Source organism: Methylophilus sp. UBA6697, assembly GCF_002454655.1.
Lineage (GTDB): Bacteria > Pseudomonadota > Gammaproteobacteria > Burkholderiales > Methylophilaceae > Methylophilus.
The window spans coordinates 1-15,168 of sequence record NZ_DKJH01000036.1 but is presented as its reverse complement, the minus strand read 5'-3'; the positions used below and the strand labels follow the sequence as shown (position 1 = coordinate 15,168).

Annotated in this window: 15 protein-coding genes; 12 read left to right on the top strand and 3 right to left on the bottom strand. The window is 50.9% G+C overall.

The window, feature by feature from the left end; translation table 11 throughout:
- The 9 genes from B3355_RS09875 to B3355_RS09835 all read left to right on the top strand — a co-directional run.
- A partial coding sequence (locus B3355_RS09875) for a hypothetical protein (RefSeq protein WP_292783263.1) occupies nucleotides 1-201 on the top strand: 201 nt, incomplete at its 5' end.
- A gap of 305 nt (nucleotides 202-506) precedes the next feature.
- Complete coding sequence (gene rimP, locus B3355_RS09870; protein WP_292783260.1) at nucleotides 507-995, top strand: ribosome maturation factor RimP; 489 nt, start codon at nucleotides 507-509, stop codon at nucleotides 993-995.
- A 39-nt stretch (nucleotides 996-1,034) separates the two neighbouring features.
- Entirely contained in the window at nucleotides 1,035-2,501 is a 1,467-nt protein-coding gene (gene nusA / locus B3355_RS09865; RefSeq protein WP_019883793.1) for a transcription termination factor NusA, read from the top strand.
- Nucleotides 2,502-2,568: 67 nt separating this feature from the next.
- Complete coding sequence (gene infB / locus B3355_RS09860) at nucleotides 2,569-5,265, top strand: translation initiation factor IF-2 (protein WP_047515753.1); 2,697 nt, start codon at nucleotides 2,569-2,571, stop codon at nucleotides 5,263-5,265.
- Entirely contained in the window at nucleotides 5,265-5,621 is a 357-nt protein-coding gene (gene rbfA / locus B3355_RS09855) for a 30S ribosome-binding factor RbfA (protein ID WP_019883791.1), read from the top strand. Before infB ends, rbfA begins: the two co-directional genes overlap by 1 nt.
- A gap of 18 nt (nucleotides 5,622-5,639) precedes the next feature.
- Nucleotides 5,640-6,539 carry a tRNA pseudouridine(55) synthase TruB gene (gene truB / locus B3355_RS09850; protein WP_292783253.1) on the top strand — a complete coding sequence of 300 codons (900 nt, stop codon included), beginning with the start codon at nucleotides 5,640-5,642 and terminating at the stop codon, nucleotides 6,537-6,539.
- A 120-nt stretch (nucleotides 6,540-6,659) separates the two neighbouring features.
- Nucleotides 6,660-7,661 carry a histone deacetylase family protein gene (locus B3355_RS09845; protein ID WP_292783250.1) on the top strand — a complete coding sequence of 334 codons (1,002 nt, stop codon included), beginning with the start codon at nucleotides 6,660-6,662 and terminating at the stop codon, nucleotides 7,659-7,661.
- 48 nt (nucleotides 7,662-7,709) lie between these two features.
- On the top strand, nucleotides 7,710-8,024 hold the full coding sequence (locus tag B3355_RS09840) for a hypothetical protein (RefSeq protein ID WP_024930967.1): 315 nt from the start codon (nucleotides 7,710-7,712) through the stop codon (nucleotides 8,022-8,024).
- 99 nt (nucleotides 8,025-8,123) lie between these two features.
- Nucleotides 8,124-10,157, top strand: a complete 2,034-nt coding sequence (locus tag B3355_RS09835) for a TonB-dependent receptor (protein ID WP_292783245.1) — start codon at nucleotides 8,124-8,126, stop codon at nucleotides 10,155-10,157.
- Nucleotides 10,158-10,227: 70 nt separating this feature from the next.
- Here B3355_RS09835 and B3355_RS09830 read toward each other — a convergent pair whose 3' ends face one another.
- Complete coding sequence (locus tag B3355_RS09830) at nucleotides 10,228-10,623, bottom strand: diacylglycerol kinase (RefSeq protein ID WP_019883786.1); 396 nt, start codon at nucleotides 10,621-10,623, stop codon at nucleotides 10,228-10,230.
- A 77-nt stretch (nucleotides 10,624-10,700) separates the two neighbouring features.
- On the opposite strand from B3355_RS09830, the gene B3355_RS09825 reads away from it, so the two are divergent.
- Complete coding sequence (locus B3355_RS09825; protein WP_019883785.1) at nucleotides 10,701-10,973, top strand: oxidative damage protection protein; 273 nt, start codon at nucleotides 10,701-10,703, stop codon at nucleotides 10,971-10,973.
- Nucleotides 10,974-11,040: 67 nt separating this feature from the next.
- Here the strand turns inward: B3355_RS09825 and phoU are convergent, their stop codons facing one another.
- The gene (phoU, locus tag B3355_RS09820; RefSeq protein WP_019883784.1) at nucleotides 11,041-11,745 is read right to left on the bottom strand and encodes a phosphate signaling complex protein PhoU; all 705 of its coding nucleotides are present in this window, start codon (nucleotides 11,743-11,745) and stop codon (nucleotides 11,041-11,043) included.
- Nucleotides 11,746-11,817: 72 nt separating this feature from the next.
- The gene (rpiA, locus tag B3355_RS09815; protein WP_019883783.1) at nucleotides 11,818-12,480 is read right to left on the bottom strand and encodes a ribose-5-phosphate isomerase RpiA; all 663 of its coding nucleotides are present in this window, start codon (nucleotides 12,478-12,480) and stop codon (nucleotides 11,818-11,820) included.
- Between the two features lie 95 nt (nucleotides 12,481-12,575).
- On the opposite strand from rpiA, the gene ilvA reads away from it, so the two are divergent.
- Nucleotides 12,576-14,087 carry a threonine ammonia-lyase, biosynthetic gene (gene ilvA / locus B3355_RS09810; protein ID WP_024930963.1) on the top strand — a complete coding sequence of 504 codons (1,512 nt, stop codon included), beginning with the start codon at nucleotides 12,576-12,578 and terminating at the stop codon, nucleotides 14,085-14,087.
- Nucleotides 14,088-14,247: 160 nt separating this feature from the next.
- Nucleotides 14,248-15,168 (top strand): hypothetical protein (locus tag B3355_RS09805; protein ID WP_292783266.1); only part of this gene is annotated, 921 nt, incomplete at its 3' end.

Genomic DNA, 15,168 nt, shown 5'->3' with positions numbered 1-15,168 from the left:
CTAAAAAGGCCTCAACACTCGCGTGTTGGGGCCTTTTTTATTGCCTCAAAATATCTGAAGGCGATGCTTTGCATGGTCGCATTAGTAGATACAAAACAGAGATGCTCTGCTTGTAAAAACCTGCTCATTCTGGAAATCAATACTTTGCATTTTGCGGGCAGAAAAAAACCCGGTGCAAGCACCGGGTTAAAGTCTATTTAGATATGCTCAAAATAGACTGCCATGAAATCTGTACTGCTTATTGTTTGCACCGCTTGGGCGGTTGTTAATTAGAGTCTTCTCCCTCGTTTTAAGCATAGTAAAAGACTCGCGGGCCGCTGTCATTGACCCAAGTGGGCTATTAAAAAATGAGGGTGAATTCCTGGTGATTTGCTGCGTTACGTTGACTGCTGGGCATCGCATGTCCAGCTTTGAATTTAAAAGGAAATTTGGTATAATCGAAATGATAGATGGGCGTTACGCCCATTTTTTGTTTTCGGACGTAACGTTTTGAATTAAGGGCGCGTATGCAAAACCTGCATTCGGTGGTTGAAAAGACGGTTACCCAGTTGGGGTATGAGTTGGTTGATTTTGAAACAGCCAATCGTGGCAAGTTGCTGCGCGTGTTTATCGACAAACTCACGCCGAAAGACAATAAAGACAGCGTGACGATTGATGATTGCGTGTTGGTCAGCAATCAGCTCGGTAATGTATTGACTGTCGAGCTGGATATTGATTATGACCGTCTTGAAGTGTCCTCTGCCGGTTTGGATCGTGTGTTGAGCAAAGAGGCGGATTTTGTGCGCTTTGCCGGTGAGCGTGCGCAAATCAAATTGCGCATTGGTATTCAGGACGATGGCCCTAAAGCGACAAAAACCAGCCTGCCAAGAAAAACATTTTTGGGGCTGTTGCAAGGGGTCGAAGAAGGTAAGGTAGTAGTTGAGTGCGATGGCTGGATCTATAGATTGTCGCTGGATAATATTGATAAGGCTCGTTTGAGCCCCGTCTTTGATTAATTTGTTATAGCTAATCCGTACGGTGAGTTGGAGATTACGATGAGTCGTGAATTATTGTTGTTGGTTGATGCCCTTGCACATGAAAAAAATGTGGATAAAGAGGTGATTTTTACTGCCTTGGAACTGGCATTGGCTTCGGCAACGAAAAAGAACCATGAAGAAGGTGCTGATATCCGCGTGGAAATTGACCGCGAAACCGGTGAGTACGCAACCTTTAGACGTTGGCAATATGTGGAATACGACCTGTTGGAAAGCTCTGCTTACCAATTCGATGAAGAGGATGAGCGTGCAGCCAGCAGACAGATTGGTGATTACTACGAAGAGCCATTAGAGTCGATCTCCTTTGGCCGTATCGGGGCACAAGCTGCCAAGCAAGTGATTCTGCAGAAAGTGCGCGAAGCCGAGCGCGAGCAAATGATTCAGGATTTCCTGGCCCGCGGTGAGAGCCTGGTGACTGGCGTGATCAAGCGTATGGAAAAAGGCAATGCGATCATTGAAGTCGGTCGTATTGAGTGCCTGTTGCCTCGCGAAGCCATGATCCAGAAAGAAAACCTGCGTGTCGGTGACCGTGTGCGTGCATATCTGTCTCGCGTTGATCGCGGTGGCCGTGGCCCGCAACTGATACTGTCACGCGTGGCGCCAGACTTCCTCAAGCGCTTGTTTGAGCTGGAAGTGCCGGAAATTGAAGAAGGTTTATTGGAGATTCGCTCTGCGGCACGTGACCCAGGCTTGCGCTCTAAAATTGCAGTGAAAACCAATGATCAACGCCTGGATCCAGTGGGTACTTGCGTTGGTATGCGTGGTTCACGCGTACAGGCCGTCACATCTGAACTCGGTGGCGAACGTGTAGATATCGTGTTATGGAGCATGGATCCGGCGCAGTTTGTGATCAATGCACTGGCCCCGGCTGAAGTGACCTCCATCGTGGTTGATGAAGATGCGCACAGCATGGATGTGGTTGTGAATGAAGAGCAGTTGGCCGTCGCCATTGGCCGTAACGGTCAAAACGTACGCCTGGCTTCAGAGTTAACCGGTTGGAATTTGAACATTCTGACTGAAGAAGCAGCTGCGCAGAAGAGCCAGGATGAGTACGCTAAGATCAGCCAGCTGTTTATTGAAAAGCTGGACGTGGATGAAGAAGTGGCTGATATTCTGGTGCAAGAGGGCTTTAGCACGCTGGAAGAAATCGCTTATGTGCCATTGGCTGAAATGTCTGAAATCGAAGCATTTGATGAAGATACCATCAATGAGCTGCGCTCGCGTGCGCGTGCGGCTTTGCTGACAGAGGCCATTGCCAAAGAAGAGAAGGTCGAAGAAGACACCAACGACTTGATGACACTGGACGGCATGGATGCAGATACAGCCCACAAACTGGCTGCGAGCGAAATCCACACCAGTGAAGATCTGGCTGAGCTAGCCGTCGATGAGTTGGTCGAGTTGACAGGAATAGATGAAGAGCGTGCCAAGTCATTGATTATGACCGCACGTGCACCTTGGTTTAAGTAACCTATGCGGTTAAGACATCATGCATACATCTTAATTAAAAAATAAAGTAATTGAACTGGAGCAGTACATGGCACTTTCAACCGTCGCACAATTTGCCGCAGAGCTGGGTCTTCCAACGACTCTGCTCATCGAGCAACTGAAAAGCGCAGGCGTTAATAAAACGTCTGTGGATGATTTTTTGGAAGAAGGTGACAAGGCTGCCTTGCTGGATTACTTGCGTAAAGAGCATGGTGCGGCAAATGCCCCCAAAAATAAAATCACTTTAACCCGCAAACAAAACACCGAGATCAAAAAACTCGATAGTTCAGGTAAAGCACGCACCATTCAGGTAGAAGTACGCAAAAAACGCGTGCTGGAGCGCCCGGAGCTTGGCTATGACCAGCCGGTAGATGCTGCGTACGATGAAGCTGAAAGTGTTTTGCCTGAGGTGTTGGAAGAGCTGCCACCAGAAATTGAAGAAGTGGTTGTCGAAGCGCCTGTGGTGGAAGAAGTGCCTGAAGTCTTACCAGAGCCGGAACCTGAGCCAGTTGAAGCGCCTGTTGCTGAAGCTGCGCCTGTGGCTGAAGCCCCAGTGGTCGTGAAAAAAGCGGCTGTGCTTTCTGCACAAGAAATTGCTTTGCGCGAGAATGAAGCTGTGCGCGCTGCCAAATTGGCTGCCCTGCAAGCTGAGGATGTGAAGCGTAAGCAGGCATTGACCCTGCGTCGTGCCGAAGAAGAGGCAAAACGCCAGGCCGAAGCAGAAGCGGCTAAAAACAAACCGGCCGCGACCAAATTGTCTGAAGGTACATTGCACAAGCCAGCCAACAAAGTCGCTGATAAGCCTGAAAGCAAAGACAAGAAAGCCAAGACCGATAATCGCGATTGGACTGACAACGAAAACAAAAAACGCGGCATTAAAACCCGTGGTGATGCCCCTGCTGGTGGCGCCCAAGGCTGGCGTACACCCAAAGGCAAGCACCACAAATCAAGCAAAGATGATCAGCACGCATTCAATGCGCCAACTGAGCCCTTGATCAAAGAAGTCATGGTGCCTGAAACGATTTCAGTGGCTGATTTGGCACATAAGATGTCAGTGAAGGCTGCCGAAGTGATTAAGGCCTTGATGAAAATGGGCATGATGGTGACCATCAACCAGGTCTTGGATCAAGACACCGCGATCATTCTGGTTGAAGAAATGGGCCATAAGGCACAAGCTGCCGCCGCTAACGATCCGGAAAGCTTCCTGGAAGAAACCGAAACGGTTGAAGCCGTGATGCAAGCGCGCCCACCTGTCGTTACCGTTATGGGTCACGTTGACCATGGTAAAACCTCGTTGCTGGACTATATTCGTCGCAGCCGTGTTGCATCTGGTGAAGCCGGTGGCATTACACAGCACATTGGTGCTTATCACGTAGAAACCCCGCGTGGCATGGTCACTTTCCTCGATACCCCGGGTCACGAGGCGTTTACCGCCATGCGTGCACGTGGTGCCAAAGCGACTGATATTGTGATTCTGGTGGTGTCTGCCGATGATGGCGTGATGCCACAAACCATTGAAGCGATTCACCATGCCAAGGCAGGTAACGTGCCTATCGTGGTCGCGATCAACAAGGTCGATAAACCAGAAGCGCAGCCAGAGCGCGTCAAAAGTGAACTGATTACACATGAAGTAGTGCCGGAAGAATATGGTGGTGAAGCCATGTTCCGTGAAGTGTCCGCCAAAACCGGCAAAGGGATTGATGAGTTATTAGAAGCTGTATTGTTACAGGCTGAAGTGCTTGAACTGATGGCACCACAAAACACCCCGGCCACCGGCCTGGTGATTGAAGGTCGCCTGGATAAAGGCCGTGGCCCTGTGACTACCGTATTGGTACAGTCCGGCATATTACGTCGCGGCGATATGTTGCTGGCGGGTACTGCTTATGGTCGCGTACGTGCCATGTTGGATGAGAACGGCAATGATATTAAAGAAGCAGGTCCTTCTATTCCGGTAGAAGTGCTTGGTTTGTCTGATGTACCGAGTGCTGGTGAAGAGACCATTGTGTTGAATGACGAACGTAAGGCACGTGAAATTGCATTGTTCCGTCAAGGCAAGTTCCGTGATGTGAAACTGGCTAAACAGCATGCAGCCAAGCTGGAGAATATTTTTGAAAATATGGGTGAAGGCGCAGTACAAACACTGAACCTGATTATCAAATCAGATGTTCAGGGTTCTTTCGAAGCCTTGACCACCAGCTTGCAGAAACTGTCTACCAGCGAAGTGCGCGTCAATATTATTCACACTGCGGTGGGTGCGATCAGCGAGTCTGATGTGAACCTGGCTGCGGCGTCCAAAGCGGTGTTGATTGGCTTTAACGTGCGTGCTGATGCCGGTGCCCGTAAGTTGGTCGAGAACCTGGATGTAGACCTGCGCTACTACAACATCATTTACGAAGCGGTCGATGAAATCAAGGCGGCCCTGGGTGGCATGTTGGCGCCTGAGCAGAAAGAGCAAATGATTGGTACGGTAGAAATCCGTGAGGTTTACCGTATTTCTAAAGTGGGTGCTGTGGCCGGTTGTTACGTACAGGATGGTATGGTTAAACGTAACTCCAAAGTACGCGTGTTGCGCAACAATGTGATTATTCACACGGGTGAGCTGGATTCGCTGAAACGCTTTAAAGATGACGTTAAAGAAGTCAAAAACAACTTCGAGTGCGGCCTCTCTCTCAAGAACTACAACGAGATCGAAGTGGGCGATATCCTGGAAGTCTACGAAGTCGTTGAAGTGGCTAGAACGCTGTAATGGCCAAGGCATTTTCCCGCAATGACAGAATCTCTGAGCAAATGCGCCGTGAACTGGCGGATTTGCTCATGTTCGAGGTCAAAGATCCGCGCGTGCAGATGGTCACCTTGACTGGCGTCGAGGTGACTGGTGACATGGCGCACGCCAAAGTTTTTTATACGGCGCAAAAAAATAGTAAAGGCTTGCAGGCTGGTCTGGAAAAAGCGGCTGGTTTCCTGCGTTCGCAATTGGGTAAGCGCATGATGATACGCACTGTGCCACAATTGCATTTTGTCTATGACGAATCCATAGACCGCGGCATGCATATGGATAAGCTGATCAATCAAGCTTTGTCCGATACGCCTCCGCAAGACTAATTTTTATCCTCTTCAGCTATGCAAATCAAACGCATTAAACGTGCCATAAGTGGCGTGTTATTGCTCGACAAGCCGTATGGCTTTTCCTCCAACCAGGCCTTGCAAAAGGTCAAATGGTTATATCAGGCGCAAAAAGCCGGGCATACCGGCACGCTGGATCCTCTGGCGACAGGTGTGTTGCCGATTTGCCTGGGCGAGGCAACCAAGTTTGCACAGCATTTAACCGATGAAAATAAAACCTATGTCGCCACAGTCAAGTTTGGTGTCACCACAACGACTGGCGATAAAGAAGGCGATGTGATCAGCCAGGTGGACTGCCATATCACGCGCGAAGATGTTGAACGTGTGTTGCCGCAATTTATGGGTGAAATTACCCAGGTGCCGCCCATGTATTCGGCACTCAAAGTGAACGGCAAGCCTTTATACGAATATGCGCGCGATGGCGTCGAGCTGGAGCGTGCGCCACGCCAAGTGACTATTCATGCGCTACGCGTGCTGGGTTGTGCTGATAACAGTGCAGAGATTGAAGTGTGCTGCAGCAAGGGCACTTATATTCGCACCCTGGGTGAGGATATTGGTAAAGTCTTGCAGGCAGGGGCGCATTTAACGGCTTTACGCCGCACGGCGACCGCCACTTATCAAATTGCGCATACAGTGACGATTGAAGCACTGGAGCAGATGACCGCTGAACAGCGTGATGCCTTGCTGCTGCCGGTAGATACGGCGATCACGGCTTTACCCAAAATCCTGCTGCAAGAAGATGCGGCTTATTATTTTAAACAGGGCAATCCGGTGTGGGTGTCAGGCAGTATTCCGGCAGGTGAGCTGCGCATTTACAGTGAAGCTGGCCTGTTTCTTGGGGTCGGCTTTCAGCAGCGTGATGGTCGCGTCGCGCCGAAGCGCGTCGTCAATCTATAAGCTGACCAGCTGACTTGCCACTGCCGCGGCAAGTTTCTACAATCATAGGCTTAGTCTATTGGGCCAATATCCATGAAGCGATGCCTTACTCCGCTTGTGTTGAGTGTCTTGCTGCCTTGTTTGCCTGCAGCCGTCGCGCAAGGTGACGTATCCGCCGTCCCGGCCAAGACGACCATTAGCATACTGTACGACACACGTTTTGAAGCGCATGATCCTGGGCCCGATCACCCGGAGCAAGCGCGCCGCGTCAGTGCGATTGTGGAGCGATTGCAGCATAGTGCGTCATTGCGGCCGTTTTTACGCTGGCCTGCGTTTGCTGCGGCTACGCGCGAAGACTTATTGCGTGTGCATAGTGCCGCCTATCTGGATCTACTGGATGCCGAACAGGCACGCGTCCATGCCGGAGCGCACCAGCCGCTTAGCACCGGTGACACCGTGATCTCACAGCATTCGATAGCCGTGGCAGCATTGGCTTCCGGTGCCGGGATAGCCGGTATCGATGCGCTGATGACACAGCAGTCAGCGGCGGCATTTGCCCTGGTACGGCCGCCCGGGCATCATGCCACCCGCGAGCGCGGCATGGGATTTTGCCTGACCAATCATATCGCCGTCGCCGCGCGTTATGCGCAACAACGTTATGGCATTCAACGCATTTTAATTGTCGATATCGACGTGCATCATGGCAATGGCACACAGGCGATTTTTGAGGCAGATAACAGCGTTTTTTATTTCAGCGCCCATCAGCATCCCCTGTATCCAGGCAGTGGCCGTCCCTCTGAGCAAGGTATTGGGGCCGGGGTTGGTTATACGATGAATGTGGACGTGCCGCCGGGGAGTAACGAACACATTCTGTTGCATGCATTAGACCAGCAGCTGGCGCCTGCCATGCAACAGTTCCGCCCGCAACTCATTCTGGTGTCAGCCGGGCTGGATGCGCATGCGGGTGATCGTTTGGGCGCGTTGCAATATTCTGATGAAGGCTATGGCAGAATCGCTACCCGTATTAAACAGCTGGCGGATACCTACGCGCAAGGACGTATGCTGTGGATGCTGGAAGGCGGCTATGTGCCCGCGCAAAACGCTAATGCCGTGGAGTCTATCCTCGCGGCATGGCTGCATTAGGCGTGACCGTTCACTCAGTTGTCATAAATATATGTTAATATATTCAATATGTTAAAGCGTTTTTATGTCTATTTCCTGTTGTCGGTGCTGTTTGCCATTGCGCAAACCGGCATTGCTACGCACGAAATCAGCCATATCAAAGAGCTGACGCAACAGTCTCAGCCTGACAAAAAACAAGGCAATGAACCTTGTACCTTGTGTATCAGCCTGGCACATGCCGCAGCTGCGCTGACGCAAACGCCGCAGTGGAGTTTGCCTCCACTCAACGGGTTTACGCCTCCAATCGCCGCGGTGTTCGCGGTCGTGACCAGTTGCGTCGCTGTTTATTCTGCGCGCGCCCCACCTTTCATTATTTCCGCCTGATATTAATCGCGCTCCTGGATTGGCATTAGCCATCTCTGGCGCTTATTTATTCTGAGTACAGTGCAACGCGCACTGTCTCTATCGTGTCTGGAAATAACAATGAATATGATCAACAGCATGGCGCCACATTCCTGGCGTCAAAAACCGCTATGGCTAGCGATGATGGCCGCATTAACCACCCCTGTCTTCGCTGCAGATAACACTTCAAACATCAATCTTGATCAAGTCCCGGTCACGGGTAATCCTTTAGGTGTCGCTTCTGATGATATGGTTGTCCCGGTGTCGGTGATTGGCGGGCGCGAATTAAGTTTGCGTCGCCAGGGCACATTAGGTGAAACGCTTAATGGCATTCCTGGCGTCACCTCAACCCAGTTTGGTCCCAATGCTTCACGCCCGATTATCCGCGGCATGGATGGCGAGCGTGTACGTATCATGCAAAACGGTGTGGGCGTGCTGGATGCGTCTTCCCTGAGTTTTGACCATGCCGTTGGTATTGATCCGCTGATTATTGAACAAATTGACGTGGTGCGCGGACCTGCGGCTTTGCTCTATGGCGGCAGTGCCATGGGTGGTGTGGTGAATGCCATTGACCACCGCATCCCCAAAGAGTCACTCGATGGCTATACCGGTCGTGCGGAGGCGCGGTTTGGCGGGCCGGATAATACCCGTAACGGGGCGGCAGTGATGGATGTCGGTAACGGCGTATTTGCGCTGCATGCAGATGTTTACAGCCGCGAAACCAGTGACCTGGAGATTCCTGGTTATGCGGTTTCAAAACGTAAAAGTCGCGCAGACGGCACGGCGCGGGATAGCAAAGGCAATGGCAAACTGAATAATAGCGATGCGCTCGCTAATGGCGGTGCATTAGGGGCGGCCTGGACCTTTGATACCGGTTACCTTGGCGTGTCTTATGCAGACTCCAATAATAACTATGGCACGGTGGCAGAAGACAATGTGCGCATTGACATGCAAAACAAACGCCTGGAGTTAGCGGGTGAGGTGCGTGATTTAAAAGGGCCCTTACAAAAACTCAAGCTGCGTATGGCGCATACAGACTATCAGCACGTTGAACTGGAAGATGGCGTGGTCGGCACTACGTTTAAGAACCGCGGTGTCCAGGGTAGCCTGGAAGCGACGCATGCTTCTTTTGCCGGGATTAATGGCGTGTTGGGTTACCAGTTCCAGAATACGCGTTTCCAGGCACTGGGCGAAGAGGCATTTGTACCTAGCGTGACCACGCAAGACCAGTCTGTGTATGTGTATGAAGAGTATGCGATTAATCAGCACAAGCTGACGTTTGGTGGCCGTACGGGTGAAACAACCGTTAATTCAGCGGATAGTGCTAATTTTGGCGCTGGGCAAAATAAAAGTTTTAATCCTAGCAGCTTTGCCTTGGGAGGGCTGTATGCCATTAATGACAGTTGGAACGCCACGTTCAACCTGTCACATAACGAACGTGCGCCAAGTTATTTTGAGTTGTATGCCAACGGGGCGCATATTGCCACTGGCCAATTTGAGGTGGGTAGCACGCAGCTTAAAAAAGAGCGTTCGAATGGCATAGATGCGCAACTGAAATGGAAGTCGGGTGGCAACAGCGTCACTTTGGGCGCTTATGCGACCAAGTTCCAAAATTTCATTGGCGTGTTTAATACAGGCAACTCGGTGCTGGTTGATGGCGAATTGTTGCCTGAAGCTGAATTTAGAGCTGTCCCAGCCCTATTTAAAGGCGTGGAGCTGGAAGGCAAGTTTGCTTTGAATGATGAGTGGGCGCTGAAGTTGCGTGGTGACTATGTGCATGCCAAAGACACGCGCAATAATGACTATCTGCCGCGTATCTCACCTTTGCGCCTGGGTGGCGGCCTGGATTACCATCTGGGAGGCTGGAATGCGCGTCTAGATGTGTTGCATGCCTTTAAGCAAAACGATGTGGCTGAGAACGAGTTGAAAACCAACGGGTACACCAACCTGAGTGCCCTGGTCGCGTACAAGTTGCCTGTGAAATATCACGTCGAGTTATTTGCCAAGGCCAATAACTTGCTCAATGATGAGATTCGCGAACACGCGTCTTTCCTCAAGGATATTTCGCCAGCAGGGGCACGGTCTATCCTGCTCGGTGCCAGGGCTGATTTCTAAGGTAAATTGATGAATAAAAAAGGTTGGCAATGCCAACCTTTTTTATTGGTGCACCTATTATTGAGTGACATTAAGCTAGCAGGATCAAGCCCCATACTACGCCCAGGTTAATCAGTGCCAGTAATACGGCCGCGCTGCCAATATCCTTGGCGCGCTTGGCCAATGCATGGCGCTCAATGGACACGCGATCGACCACGGCCTCCACGGCTGAGTTCAGTAACTCGACAATCATCACCAACAGTACACTGCCGACCATCAGGATGCGGTGCAAGGCTTCTGCTTCGAGATAAAATGCCAGTGGAATCAATACCAGTGACAGCCAGACCTCCTGGCGGAAGGCATCTTCATGTTGGTAGGCGGCTTTAAAGCCATCCATAGAGTAGCCAAAAGCATTGATTAAGCGACGAAAACCAGTTTTGCCTTTAAACGGGCTTTCCTGGTGGCTAGATGATTGATTGTTTTGCATGGATTATCTCTAAAATGCGACATCAGATTTTAACATGCGCTATGATAGCGCTTTTAGCAGTGTAGTGAGGAACGAACATGGCAAGATTGGTGCAATGTGTGAAACTGGGCAAAGAGCTTGAGGGCATGGATTTCCCGCCTTATCCCGGTGAGTTGGGCAAAAGGATTTATATGCACGTCTCCAAAGAGGCCTGGGCAGGTTGGTTGAAGCAGCAAACCATGCTGGTTAACGAAAACCGTTTGAGCCTGGCTGATGCCAGCGCCAGAAAGTATTTGGCCGAGCAGACTGAAAAGTACTTCTTTGGTGATGGTGCTGATGTCGCGAGTGGTTACGTGCCGCCCAGCGCTTAATGCATTAGCTTGATAGCCGCGATTAAAAAAAGCACTCCTTGGAGTGCTTTTTTGTTTTAAATCCATTTTAGGATTGTGTTTCGCGCTGAATGTCTTCCAGGCTGGTGTGGCGTACATCTTTGCCTTTCACCATATAGACGACGTATTCAGAAATGTTTTTGGCATGGTCGCCAATACGCTCAATCGCTTTCGCTACAAACAGCACTTCCAGTGACATGGAAATGGTGCGTGGATCTTCCAGCATAAACGTAATCAGCTGACGCATGGCGGCGCGGAATTGCTCGTCCACTTGCTCATCCTGCTTGGCCACTTCAACCGTCTGGCTCACGTCCAGGCGGGCGAAAGAATCCAGTGAAGTACGCAGCATCTCACGCACAATCCCAACCATGGTTTTAATCTCGTTAAAACGGGGTTTGTACATGCGGTCTTGTTCGTAGATGCGCTGCGCCGTACGGGCAATTTTGGTGGCCTCGTCGCCAATGCGCTCAAGGTCGGTGATGGTTTTTACCATCATCATGATCATGCGCAAGTCACGTGCAGCAGGTTGCCTGCGGGCGATGATATGGCTGCAATCTTCGTCGACTTGTACTTCGAGTGCATTGACGCGTGTGTCACGCTCCATCACATCCTTAGCCAGATTCACGTCGGCACTGGTGAGTGCCTCCAGCGCATTCACAATCTGCTGCTCAACCAGTCCCCCCATTTCCAGAACCTTGGCACGTACTGATTCCAGTTCAACATCGTATTGCTTAGAGGTATGTTCAAATTGCATGACAAATTTTCCTAATTATTGTGCCGGTGCAGATTACCAGCACAATATGACAACTTCATGATAATTTTGCAATTACTTTGTCAGTGTCTTGACACCATTTGGTGTGGCCAGCAACAAGACGTTAGCTGGGCGGGCTGCAAACAGGCCGTTGGTGACGACGCCAACGATGGCGTTGATTTTAGCTTCTAGCGCGATCGGGTCGCTAATGGTCAGGCCGTGTACGTCCAGGATCAGGTTGCCGTTATCGGTGGTGAAGTCACGCAACTGTGGTTGGCCGCCCAGTTTGACCAGTTCGCGAGCGACATGGCTGCGGGCCATTGGCAACACTTCTACCGGCAGCGGGAACTTGCCTAATACTGGTACGAATTTGCTTTCGTCACAGATACAGATAAAGGATTTGGCCACGGCAGCCACGATTTTTTCACGGGTCAATGCACCGCCACCACCTTTAAGCATATGCATGTGTTCGGTGATTTCATCGGCACCGTCTACATAAATATCCAAGCTGTCGACGCTGTTCAAATCGAATACTTCGATGCCGTGGGCACGCAAGCGTTGTGCAGTCGCTTCTGAGCTGGCCACCGCGCCGGTAATTTTATGTTTTACTTTGGCCAGTTCATCAATAAAGAAATTGGCGGTTGAGCCCGTACCCACGCCGATAATGCCGTCTTTTACATAAGTCACAGCGGCTTTCGCTACTTCCAGTTTCAGTGCGTCTTGTTGTGCTTTATCCATTGCCATTTGCTTCAATCCTTGATTAATTCTTTATAATACAAACAATTCTCTATCATACACTGCAACCCTGCGGTTTTAAAATCTTAACGCCTTTCATGACCATCAATTACCGCGAAAAAATCGAACACTCCCAAGTCTATGCTGTGGCCAGACACACGCCTTTGGATGAGATGCCTAACCTGTCTGCGCGCTTTAAAAATCGGGTGTTATTGAAGCGTGAAGATATGCAGCCGGTGTTTTCATTCAAGCTGCGTGGTGCCTATAACAAAATGGCCAATTTACCGCCCGATGCACTGGCACGGGGTGTGATTTGTGCCAGTGCCGGCAACCATGCGCAAGGTGTGGCGCTGAGTGCGCAAAAAATGGGCTGCCGTGCCGTGATTGTGATGCCGACGACAACTCCGGCGATCAAGGTCAATGCGGTGCGTTCACGCGGGGCCGAGGTGGTGCTGTTTGGCGATAGTTATTCTGATGCTTATGCGCATGCCCTCAAGGTGGAGCAAAGCGAAGGCCTGACCTTTGTGCACCCTTATGATGACCCGGACGTCATTGCCGGTCAGGGCACGATTGCGCTGGAAATTGTGCAGGATCACCCGGAGCCGATAGAAGCGATTTTCTGCTGCGTTGGTGGCGGCGGTTTGCTGGCGGGAATTGCGGCATATATCAAAGCCGTACGTCCGGAAATCAAAGTGATTGGTGTCGAGGCGCAAGATGCCGAAGCGATGACAGAGTCAGTCAAGCTTGGCCAGCGCGTGATGCTGGAGCAAGTCGGTTTGTTTGCAGATGGCGCTGCGGTGAAGCAGGTGGGCGAGCATACCTTTGCTTTGGTGCAGCAGTATGTGGATGAAATGATCGTCGTCGATAACGATGAGGTGTGTGCCGCGATTAAAGATGTGTTTGAAGACACGCGCAGCATTCTCGAACCTGCCGGTGCCTTGGCCTTAGCCGGCTTGAAAGCCTACAGTGAAAAACACCAGTTGCAAGGCAAAACCATGATTGCCGTCGCTTCTGGCGCCAATATGAATTTTGACCGCCTGCGCTTTATCGCTGAGCGCGCCGAGCTGGGTGAGCACCGTGAAGCCGTGTTTGCGGTGACGATTCCTGAAACGCCGGGGGCGTTTAAAGCATTTTGTCGCCAATTGGGTAGCCGGAATATCACTGAATTCAATTACCGTTTTTCTGATAACAAGCAGGCGCATATTTTTGTTGGCCTGGCCGTGCATAACCCGGCGGAGGCGACTGAGATCGCCAGTACGTTGGAGGCAGCGGGCTTGCCAACGCTGAACTTGAGCGATAACGAAATGGCCAAGCTGCATTTGCGCCACCTGGTCGGTGGGCATGCGCCGCAAGCGCAAAACGAAGTGGTTTACCGCTTTGAGTTCCCGGAGAAACCGGGCGCTTTAATGAACTTTCTCGAATCTATGGGTCACAACTGGAACATCAGTTTGTTTCACTACCGCAATCATGGCGCCGATTTTGGCCGTGTGCTGGTGGGGATGCAGGTGCCGCCAGAAGATAAGGCTGCCTTTGAGCAGTTCTTGCAGCAACTGGGCTACCCTTACTGGGATGAAAGTCAGAATCCGGCCTATCGCTTATTTCTAGGATAATTGGTTATAAATAGCCAATATGGTGGCTGTTTACAGCCTTTGTTGGCGGTGATGATGTGAAAAGTAGTTGTGGGCCGCGGTTTGTCGGCGAGTATGATTCTTGCTGCAACTATAAGCTTTAATAAAAAATCAGGAGATAAATGCAATGTTGAATTCATCAATGGCGCGTCGCACGCGCATGAGCTTGCTATTGCTGGCATTAGTCGCCAGTGTGGCAGCCTGTAACAAGCAGGAAGAGCCGGCCGCAGAAGCTGCCGCGCCAGCCGCTGAAGCCGCAGGCGCTGTGGCTTATGTGTCTACGCAAGATGCTGGCGTGAACGTGATTGATCTGGCGACCATGCAGGTCACCAAGCAATTTGACGTCAAGGCACAAGGCCCGCGCGGTCTGGCGGTGACGGACGATGGCAAGCAGTTAGTCGTTGCCACGCGTGAGAATGGCAGTGTTTCTGTTATTGATACGGCCACCGGCGAGGTTGTGAAGCAAATTGAGGTGGGTAAAAACCCTGAGTTCGTGCGTATTAGCGGTAACTTTGCTTATGTGTCGTCTGAGCCAAGCGCCAAAGCTGGTCCGCCACCTAAACCAGGTGAAAAGCATGAAGAGGACGATGACGACGATGATGAAAAAATTCCGGCCAAAATTGCAGTGGTGGATTTGAGCAAAGGCGAAAAAATCCGTGAAATTACCGGCGGCCCGGAAACGGAAGGCCTGGAGTTTTCAGCAGATGGCAAGCAATTGGTGATTACCAATGAAGCAGATAACACCGTGACTGTGCACAATATTGAGACCGGCGAACTGGTGAAAACCATTGCGACACATGAATACGGTGATAGACCGCGCGGTATTAAAGTTTCTCCTGATGGCAACACCTATCTGGCAACGCTGGAGTTTGGGAACAAGTTTCTGGTGATGGATAAAGGCTTTAATGTGGTGCGCACCGTGGATACGGCTGAAACACCTTACGGCATTGCTTACGACAGCAAAGGCGAGCGCATTTTTGTCGCCACCAATAAAGCCAAATTGCTGCAAGTGTTTGATGCCAAAACCTTTGAGAAGGTAAAAGAAGTGCCGACCGGTAACCGC

Bases quoted from the DNA above. Each gene is read 5' to 3' on its own strand.
- rimP (WP_292783260.1), top strand. From the start codon at position 507: ATGCAAAACCTGCATTCGGTGGTTGAAAAGACGGTTACCCAGTTGGGG.
- nusA (WP_019883793.1), top strand. From the start codon at position 1,035: ATGAGTCGTGAATTATTGTTGTTGGTTGATGCCCTTGCACATGAAAAA.
- infB (WP_047515753.1), top strand. From the start codon at position 2,569: ATGGCACTTTCAACCGTCGCACAATTTGCCGCAGAGCTGGGTCTTCCA.
- rbfA (WP_019883791.1), top strand. From the start codon at position 5,265: ATGGCCAAGGCATTTTCCCGCAATGACAGAATCTCTGAGCAAATGCGC.
- truB (WP_292783253.1), top strand. From the start codon at position 5,640: ATGCAAATCAAACGCATTAAACGTGCCATAAGTGGCGTGTTATTGCTC.
- B3355_RS09840 (WP_024930967.1), top strand. From the start codon at position 7,710: ATGTTAAAGCGTTTTTATGTCTATTTCCTGTTGTCGGTGCTGTTTGCC.
- B3355_RS09835 (WP_292783245.1), top strand. From the start codon at position 8,124: ATGAATATGATCAACAGCATGGCGCCACATTCCTGGCGTCAAAAACCG.
- B3355_RS09830 (WP_019883786.1), bottom strand. From the start codon at position 10,623: ATGCAAAACAATCAATCATCTAGCCACCAGGAAAGCCCGTTTAAAGGC.
- B3355_RS09825 (WP_019883785.1), top strand. From the start codon at position 10,701: ATGGCAAGATTGGTGCAATGTGTGAAACTGGGCAAAGAGCTTGAGGGC.
- phoU (WP_019883784.1), bottom strand. From the start codon at position 11,745: ATGCAATTTGAACATACCTCTAAGCAATACGATGTTGAACTGGAATCA.
- rpiA (WP_019883783.1), bottom strand. From the start codon at position 12,480: ATGGATAAAGCACAACAAGACGCACTGAAACTGGAAGTAGCGAAAGCC.
- ilvA (WP_024930963.1), top strand. From the start codon at position 12,576: ATGACCATCAATTACCGCGAAAAAATCGAACACTCCCAAGTCTATGCT.